The organism is Chitinophaga sp. (assembly GCF_035564935.1).
Lineage (GTDB): Bacteria > Bacteroidota > Bacteroidia > Chitinophagales > Chitinophagaceae > Chitinophaga.
The window spans coordinates 1-9,852 of record NZ_DATMTE010000457.1 but is presented as its reverse complement, the minus strand read 5'-3'; the positions used below and the strand labels follow the sequence as shown (position 1 = coordinate 9,852).

Sequence of the window (9,852 nt, the reverse complement as noted above, 5' to 3'; positions counted from 1 at the left end):
CTTTTCCGAACCTATAAAAATGTTCTCTTTATTGTAGGGATAAATATTTTCAAAGCCCAGCAGGATCTTCCCGTTCAGTTCCGGTATCCAGGTAATGGTAAACGGTTTGCCGCCGGAGGGCTGGTTAAAATTTATCACCCCGATATCCTTCCCGCTGCAAAACCAGATGTTGCCGTCGGCATCTTCATTCAGATATCTTATTTCCATGTTTCCCAGTACAGGCGACAAAAAAGCAGAAGGAACAAACCGGTTGGCAGCTGCATCAAATTCATATACCCCTTTACCCGTACCAAACACCACCCTGTTCTTTATCTTAAAAACATAATTACTCAACGCAGATGGCAGGCCCGCGCTATCGGTAAGCAGTTTCGAAGACACGGTTTTATTGTCTGCCGACAGTTGTAAATGATACACTCCCCGGTACGGATGGGAAGCCCAGATAGTATTGTTATTATCTATTTCCAGGAAACGCAGTGTTTCTCCCAGGCCTTCCAGTTTCCCTTTATCAGTAAACTGGTCTTCATTATATTCCAGCATCCGCACACCGTTGTAAGTACCGGCCAGGATATTTTTTGCCGGATACACCGACGATACCGGCTTATACAACCAGGTACCGGTTTCCCCATAAAGCGGTACTGCGCTGTGATCTTTCAGCACTGCACTGCCCATATGCTGCCCCATCAGGATATGATTGTTCACTTCATCGAGGCGCCATACTTCTGCCCTGCTGTTCCTTACCCGGGTAAAATCGCCTTTGGAAAAGCTGAGATCCCCGGTGGTAGCGGGCAATGGCACATACCATGCGCCATCCGATGTGGCGATATACAATTCCTTATTAAAGATGCGGGTAGAGTACCCGGATAGTTCGTTGCTTTTGCTGGGCGTAATATATTTTATGGCAGCATTATAGGCGATGAAGCTGATACCGTTGTTCAGCCCGGCCCACAGGTTATTATTCTTATCGAGGAAAACACTGATCACATCATTATTCTGCAGGCCCTCCGTACGGGAGATCTTCTGCACAGTTTCCCCGTTGAAGTTGAGCACCACGCAACCATCTGCGGAGGTGCCTGCTACTACTTCCGTGGCATTGATCCGGGCGCAAACATTTACATTACCGGAAGAAATGGGCGGCAGCTGTTTAATAATGGAGTCGTTATGCAAAAAGAAAAGTCCCCTCACCTGGGTATTGATCAGCAATGTATCTGTGCCGATACCGATAATCCCTGATATCAGGCCGTCGTTAAACTTACGGGTGCTGTTTACCGGTTGCCACTCATTATTATTGAACTGCAGCAACCCGCTATATTTATCCTGTGCATATAATTTATTACCGGCCTGCTTCATGTACAGCCATTCATTGGGATATACTTTAATGCTATTGTTCCGGTACTCGAAAATGCGGTCAGATGCCTGGAAGAAAACGGCCTCCTTATAAATTTCTATCCGCCAGATGTCCGCAAACTTACTTTGTGCAGCAGGTACAAGATCCCTCAGCGAAGTATAAACGAGGTTACCGTTTTGCCCGGGGGCGAAGTAGCCCATTTCCCCCTGTCCGCCTGCAAAGATCCGGTTGCCGGCATCAATAGCCAGGGCGCGTACAATAGTACGGTTCGGAAGCGGGTATGCTTTCCAATGGCTGCCATCATAGGTAAGCATTCCTTCGTTGTTGGCAAAGTACATGATGCCTTTGCTGTCCTGTTCAATATCCCAGGTTTGGGTGCCCGCCTGGTAGTCGCTCTTACTGTAATTAATGATCTGGGGTAGCCCGATCGTATTCTGACCGGTAGCCATCCGGAAACAGCCGATGCATAAAAAAAACAGCCACCATCTTTTCATAAAATATAGGATTACGTCCGGTGATGTAGTAATGATGTAGTTTAAATTTATTAATAATCAACCATTTAACCAATTATGATGCAGTATAGATGTAGTCAGAAAATTGGCCTCATTCTGTGGAAGGTGTAATTTTAGCTTCATGAAAACAGCATAAAAATAGTACTTAGTCAACTGAAATCATCCATCCTTTTAAAAAAGCAGAACACCAACATGCCATAAAAAGATCACAGGCAGCCATTGATTATCGAGGGGATTTCACGTTACCGCCAACACATCTTGTGCTGGTAAAGTACCCCGTATGTAACATCGTCAACAAAAAAATTCACGTATGAAAAAACGATTACTAAACATTTTTATCCCGCTATTGCTCTTGTTTGCCTCCGCTTCGTGGGCGCAAAACAAAACCGTTACCGGTAAGGTAACGGACGAATCGGGGTCGCCTATACCCGGCGCTTCAGTAGTAGCTAAAGTATCCAAAACAGCCGTGGCTGCAGATGCCAACGGTGCTTTCAGCATATCGGTATCGCCGGAAGAAAAAGTGCTGGATGTATCTGCCGTTGGCTACACCACCTCTCATATGGCAGTAGGCGCTTCTCCGCTGCTGGTACAATTGCCCGTTTCCAACAAAGAACTGGGGGAAGTGGTAGTAATAGGTTATGGTACCCAGAAAGTAACCAAAATATCCGGCGCCATATCTACCGTTAAGGGCGCCGATATCGCTAACCTCCGGCCGGTAAGGGCGGAAGAAGCCCTGCAGGGAAGGGCTTCCGGCGTAAGCGTTATACAAAGCGGTTCCCCCGGCGCCAAGCCCACTGTGCTGATCCGCGGTATCCCTTCTTACAGCGGCTCCGATCCGCTGGTGGTAATAGATGGCGTTCCCCAAACACTGGACGACCTGAACGCATTGAACGCTGCCGACATTGAATCGCTCAACGTATTGAAAGATGCCGCTACCACGGCCATTTACGGGGTAAAAGGCGGCAACGGGGTTATTATGGTCACCACCCGCAGCGGCCGCAGGAATCAACGCCCTGAAATTACCGTGAACGCCAATTACGGGGTACAGGAAGTATTTAAAACCATCGGGGTACTGAACGCCACCGAATATGCAGGTATCATTAACGAAGGCAGCGTGGCCTCCGGCGGCAATATCATCTTCCCTGATCTTTCTAAAATGGGCGTAGGCACCAACTGGCAGAAAGAGATCTTCCACCAGGCCCCCATGCAAAACTACAACGCCAGCGCAAGAGGCGGTAGCGATAAGATCACCTATTTCATTTCCGGTGGTTACCTCGGACAGGATGGTATTGCAGGCGGCGGCAGTAAATCCAATTTCAACAGGATCAATGGTACCGCCAACATCACCGCCGATGTTACCAATCGTCTTAAACTAATAGTGAATACCAGTTTCGTTAATATAAAAAATAAGGGAATACAGGAAAATTCATTCAATTCCATTATCGGTAGCGCCCTGAACTTCGACCCTACCCTGCCGGTGTATAATGAAGTACCCAATACACCAGGAAAGTACAGCTTCAGCAACCTGCTGACTTCCGAAATTTTTAACCCGCTCACCAAACTGGAAAATACCTACAATACTTCCAGCGGTAATAAACTGTTTGGAAAGGTGGAATTACAGTACGACATCCTGAAGAACCTGAAAGCCACTACCCGCTTCGGTTACACCAATTACGACCAAACCGGGAAAAACTTCACGCCACTGGTGTTCTATGGTCCGCTGAATGTGGAAAACACCATGGGGGCAGACGGTAATGCCATCCCGCTCAAAAATGAACTGGGCATGTTGGCCGGTTCTACGCACAACAGCGTAAGCGAGTTTAAGAACAGCGCTGCCAGCTTTACTTCAGAAACTTACCTGAACTATACTTTCAACATCAAAGATGATCATCACTTTGATGCGGTAGCCGGTATCTCTTTCTTTAAATCCACCAACAACGGGATGACGGTTACCCGCCAGGATGTGCCTTTTAACTCATGGGAGTTTGCCGATTACAATGCGGCCACGGGCATCAATACTGCCGCTATTCCTTATATTATAGATACCATCATCAATAACGTACCGGTAAAAGTATATAACTCCAAAGGAGATGTTCCCGCCAACCTGAACGGGCAAACTGCCAGTAAATATGCAGGGTTCCGCAAAAACCTGTCTTATTTCGGAAGAATTAATTATGATTATAAAGATAAATACCTTGCTTCCGTTACCATGCGGAGGGATGGTTCCTTTGCCTTTGGTACAGACAATAAGTTCGCCGACTTCCTGTCCGGTTCACTGGGCTGGGTAGCCTCTTCGGAAGATTTCTTTCATTCCAACATTATCAACTACCTGAAAATAAGAGGCAGCTATGGTACCGTAGGAAATGAAAACACCAACCCGGCCTTTCCCCGGATCGTAACAGGCGGGCCTAATTACGATGATGGTAACAACAACGGCTATACGTTTGGCAACACGTTCCTGCCGGGATCTACAGTAGGCTCGTATGCCAACACCACCCTGAGCTGGGAAAAACAAACCCAGTTCAACGCAGGGTTTGATGTTACCTTCTTCCATAATAAATTTAACTTCAGTGCCGACTATTTCCAGAAAAATGTAAAAGGGTTATTGTTCAAACCTATTGTATCCCTGTTCCTTGGAACTGCCAAAGTACCCGATGCCAATATCGGTTCTACCAAAAGTAGTGGGATAGATCTGAACCTCGGTTACACGGATAAAATTGGCCGCGACTTTTCCATCAGTACCAATGTAACCTTCACCACTTCCAAAAACGAAGTAACCGGCACTAACTCAGATAATTCCTTTATCCTTTATGGCGGCAGCTATTTCAATGGGCAATCGCAAACCGTTACTGCGTTTGAAACCGGCAAGGCGCCCGGCTATTTCTATGGCTTCAAAACAGCAGGCTTGTTCCAATCGGCCGACGAAATTAACAAAGCGCCCAAACAAAACGGCGCACAACCCGGCGACATCCGTTTCGTGGATGTGAACGGCGATGGAGAAATCACGGATAAAGACAAAACAGACATCGGTAACCCCTTCCCTAAATTCACTATGGGATGGAACCTGTCCCTGGGTTACAAAAACTTTGACCTCAATGTTTTCACCTATGCTTCTATAGGCAACGATATTTACCGCGCATACGAAAGGAACGCTACCTACACCAATAAGTTCCGCGATGTGCTGGCCCGGTGGACCGGCCCCGGAAGCACCAACGATGCCCGCCATCCGCGTTATTCGTTTACAGACGCCAATAACAATGCACGGGTATCCGACAGGTATGTGGAAGACGGCTCTTTCGTAAAACTGAAAAACATACAGCTGGGTTATACCTTCCCACGTTCCATACTTAACCATGCAGGATTTAAACAGATCCGCGTATTTGCCCAGGTTAAAAACGCCTACACCTTTACCCGTTACTCCGGCTTTGATCCTGAAATTGCCGGCGGCATTATGGATTCCGGTATCGACAGAGGGGTTTATCCACAGGCCAGGACCTGGTCTTTCGGTATTGATTTAAAACTGTAATGTTCAAAGTAAAAAAGACGACAAATGAAAAATATACTGAAAATAGCAGGCATACTTTGTTTTACTATCGCCACCAACTCCTGCAAAAAATGGGTGGATTACAAACCGAGCGACAGCTTCAATGTAACCGACCAGGACTACCTGAAAAGTGAAAGCGATTACCGCACCATGGCGGTGAGCACCTATTCTCCTATCCAGTGGCTGAACCAGGCCGTTCCCATCGGCGATATCGCTTCAGATAACTCTGTAAGCGGCGGTGAAAGCGCTTCCGATGTATTGGGATTACAACAGATAGATGATTATACCATTACTACCACCAATGATTACCTGACCGAGATCTGGTCCGCCTCCTACGAGGGCATTAACCGGGTGAACTACATGACCCAGTTCAAGGATAAGAATCCAGGTGGCACTACGGTTGATTTTCCCGGAAAAGAAGCCTTGTATGGTGAAACCTATTTCCTGCGGGCGTATTACTATTTTACCCTGGTAAAGTTTTTTGGAGATGTACCCCTGTTTGCCGACAAACGCCTAACCCTCTCCGATTCACGGACATTGCCAAGATCACCCAAGGCAGATGTATACAAACAGATAGAGCTGGATCTTAACAATGCCATTGCCGTATTACCCGCCACGCAACCCCAGGCCGGCCGTATTACCAAATACGCCGCGCAGGCATTACTGGGAAAAGTGTTACTGTATGAAAACAAATTCAATGAAGCAGCCGCCATGCTGGAAAATGTGGTGAACGGTCCTTTTACGCTGGTGGCTGAGTTTGGCGATATCTTTCTGCAGTCCGGTGAAAATGGCATTGAGTCTGTTTTCGAGATCCAATACTCCAACCTGTCTCCCTACTATAACTGGGGAGCCGCCACACGCGGACAGGGAAATTATTCTGTACAGCAGTGTGGAATACGTGGATTAAACGGTGGCAGTCCGTATGCCGCCGGATGGAGCACTAACCTGCCCACACAAAACCTCGCCAACGCCTACGCCGCAGGCGATCAGCGGAAAAACGTTACCGTGCTGGATATTGAGGCCTATAAAAACGCGCATCCCGATTATAAGATCACTTACCAGGTGGCGCCGTATAAAAATACCGGTTTATACAACCAGAAATATTTGCCGAGGAAAGGCGAAACCTCCGGTCAGCTGGAACTAAACTACCTCAATAATTTCAGGACCATCCGTTATGCCGATGTGCTGCTGATGGCGGCAGAAGCCAACAACCGCGCCACTTCTCCCAACGATGCCAAAGCGCAGACTTACCTGAATAAAGTACGTCGCCGCGCATTCAAAGATAATGCGCATGATATCACGTTAACCGGCAGCGCCTTAACAGATGCCATCTGGAAAGAGCGCCGGCTGGAGCTGGCTATGGAAGGCGACCGGTTCTTTGACCTGGTAAGAACAGGTAAAGCAGCTACTGCCATCACCGGTTTCAAAGCAGGTAAAAATGAATTGTTCCCGTTACCACAAAGGGAAGTGGAAATATCTAACCTGCCACAGAACCCGGGATACTAATCGTTTTATCAACCGAAAAACAAAAAGCATGAAAAGACTTCCATATATACTGCTGCTGTCGCTCGCGCTAAACAGCTGCGTGAAACAAACAGACGACGACCTCTCGTTTCTGAACTCCATAAAGGCGCCTTCGGATGAATCGTTGTTGTTTAAAATTGCCAATGATAATTCCGGGCAGGTAACTATTACGCCCAACAGCGCAGGAGGTACCAGCTATGATATTTATTTTGGAGATGGCACTACCGCGCCGGTAACAGTGTTGCCTGGTAAGAACACCACACATGTGTATAAAGAAGGCGCCTACCCGGTGAAGGTGGTGACCACTGGTTTGAGCGGGTTAAAATCAGATACTACTGCACAGCTCACCGTTACTTTCCGTGCGCCGGAAGAGGTAACGCTTACCACCACCAGCAATGCACATGAGCTCACGGTATCTGCCAATGCACTGTATGCCACCGGCGGAATCAAGGTATCTTTTGGTGAAACGCCCGGTGAAGAACTCGTACTGGTTGCCGCCGGCGCCAGTGTAAAACATACATATGCCAAAGGCGGTACCTACACAGTTAAAGCAGAAGCATTAAGCGGCGGAAAAGCCACTACCGTTGTTACAAAAGACGTAACCATTTATGATCCGCTTACGCTGCCAATGACTTTTGAGTTGCCTGCTGTAAGCTATGCCTGGGGCGATTTTGGCGGCAGCGTTACTTCCGTGATTCCCAATCCCGTACCTGGCGGCATTAATACCAGTTCCACCGTTGGCAAGATCGTGAAAACAAAAGCAGAAGTATGGGCGGGCAATTTCATCATCATGACGGATCCCATCGATTTCACCAACAATAAAAAGTTCAAAGTAAAAGTATATTCCTGGCGCGCAGGCATGAGGGTATTACTGCAACTGGAAAGAAACGGCGATAATACTTTCCAGGAAAATGTGGAGATGACCACTACCGTTGCCAACGCCTGGGAAGAGCTCACCTTCGACTTCTCCGGAAAAATAAAAGATAACAGCAAACGCCTGCAAAACATCCTCTTTTTCCTGGACAACGGTGTAACCGGGGATGGCAGTAACAACTTCACACTTTTATTTGACGATATTACTTTAACCAACTAATCCACGATTATGACAATACATATAAAACTATTGGCGCCGGTGTTGCTGCTTGTACTGATGGTGCTGAACAGTTGTAACAAAGATGATTACCGGTTCGGGGATATCATCACGCCATCAAAACCGGTGCTGAATATCGACATCACCGGCAAAGACGCCACACATCCCAACGGTGGCGGCGAAGGCACCATAACGCTGAATGTGGTAGCCGATAACACCATTAATTACCGCGTGGATTTTGGCGACGGCAAACCCGCCAAAACATCTACCAGCAATATCTTCCAGTACCAATACGATCATACAGGGGTAAAAACGCTTACTGTTTCCGTTACCGTTTATGGAAAAGCCGGCAACTTCAGCACCAATTCCCAGGAGATCACCGTGTACAGGGCATTTGAACCCGACCCTGCGCTGGTGACCATGCTTACCAACAACGGTACCAAAAAATGGCGCGTAGATAAAGATACCCCGGGCCACCTGGGCGTATCGGATGCAGCGGTATTTGATCCCGCGTGGTGGGCCGCCGGTCCGGACGAAAAAGCCGGCCTCGGTATTTACGATGATGTGTATACCTTTACTGCCAATGGTAATGTATTTACCCATGAAACCAATAATGATATCTTTGGTTCAAAGGAATACCTGAAAGACTTTGATCCGTCGCTTACCGGCGAGGGCGATTATACCCTTACAGGACCTAAAGCTGCCGCCTATACGGAAACATTCGGATACGATGGCAGCGCCACTACAGAATATATCACCTTTTCCGGCAAAGGACACCTGGGCATGTATAAGGGCGTGCATAAATACCAGGTGCTTGAAAGAACCGCCACACACATGACCCTGCGTTGCTTACAGGCTCCGGGTGCATGGTATGTTAAAATAATAGCAATTCAATAGCGTATGAAATATATTACAGGAATGATGCTGGCATTACTGATCAGTACTACCAGCTGCGGAAAAAATGAAAATACGGCGCCGGAAAAAATTGCGCCTACCAATCTCGTACTGAATGCGGTAGTAAGTACCGATAACAGTGGAGCTGTGGCCTTCACGGCAATGGCCGGCAATGCCATTAGTTATGATTATGACTTTGGAAATGGCAGTGTTAAAACCGTTGCCGATGGTGTAGCCAATTACACCTATTCCGGCAGCGGGCAAAAAACCTATACCGTAAAGGTAACCGCGAAAAGTGCCGATGGGCCTAGCATCAGTAAGTCGCTGGATATTACGGTAACCATTGCCCCCGGCCTGGTATGGTCCGACGAGTTTAACACCGACGGCGCACCTGATCCCGCCAAATGGGGCTACGATACCGGCACCGGCAACAATGGCTGGGGCAATGAGGAATCACAGTACTACACCGACCGGCCGAAGAACGTAAGCATTGCCAATGGCATCCTTAAAATCACTGCTATTAAGGAAAGCTATTCCGGCAGCGCCTATACTTCCGCCAGGCTGCTTACCAAAGATAAATTTGCTTTTAAATATGGTAAAGTAGAAGTAAGCGCCAAACTGCCCGCCGGCGCCGGCACCTGGCCTGCTATCTGGATGCTGGGCAGCAACGTTGCCACCGCCGGATGGCCTGCCTGCGGTGAAATAGATATCATGGAACATAAAGGCGGAGAAGCCGGGAAAATATACGGTACCGTGCATCATCCCAATCATTCCGGCGCTAACGCAGACGGGGGTACGGTAATGATACAGAACGAAACAACCGTGTTTCATAAGTACACAGTGGATTGGTCGCCTGCACTGCTCAGGTTTTATGTAGATGATCAACTGTTTTATACTTTCCCCAATGCAGACAACCTGCCATTCAATCACGACTTTTTTGTAC

The 9,852-nt window shown here is 47.7% G+C and carries 6 protein-coding genes; 5 read left to right on the top strand and 1 reads right to left on the bottom strand.

Features of this window, described 5'->3' with window-relative positions:
* On the bottom strand, positions 1-1,839 hold a 1,839-nt coding region (locus VN105_RS11815; protein ID WP_325641075.1), incomplete at its 3' end, for a ligand-binding sensor domain-containing protein.
* A 328-nt stretch (positions 1,840-2,167) separates the two neighbouring features.
* Here VN105_RS11815 and VN105_RS11810 point away from each other — a divergent pair.
* The 5 genes from VN105_RS11810 to VN105_RS11790 all read left to right on the top strand — a co-directional run.
* Complete coding sequence (locus tag VN105_RS11810) at positions 2,168-5,383, top strand: TonB-dependent receptor (protein WP_325641073.1); 3,216 nt, start codon at positions 2,168-2,170, stop codon at positions 5,381-5,383.
* Between the two features lie 24 nt (positions 5,384-5,407).
* Positions 5,408-6,907: a RagB/SusD family nutrient uptake outer membrane protein gene (locus tag VN105_RS11805; RefSeq protein WP_325641071.1), complete on the top strand. Its 1,500-nt coding sequence runs from the start codon at positions 5,408-5,410 to the stop codon at positions 6,905-6,907.
* Positions 6,908-6,935: 28 nt separating this feature from the next.
* On the top strand, positions 6,936-8,018 hold the full coding sequence (locus tag VN105_RS11800) for a hypothetical protein (protein WP_325641069.1): 1,083 nt from the start codon (positions 6,936-6,938) through the stop codon (positions 8,016-8,018).
* Between the two features lie 9 nt (positions 8,019-8,027).
* Complete coding sequence (locus VN105_RS11795; RefSeq protein WP_325641067.1) at positions 8,028-8,912, top strand: hypothetical protein; 885 nt, start codon at positions 8,028-8,030, stop codon at positions 8,910-8,912.
* A 3-nt stretch (positions 8,913-8,915) separates the two neighbouring features.
* The coding region (locus tag VN105_RS11790; RefSeq protein WP_325641065.1) for a family 16 glycosylhydrolase at positions 8,916-9,852 on the top strand (937 nt) is incomplete at its 3' end.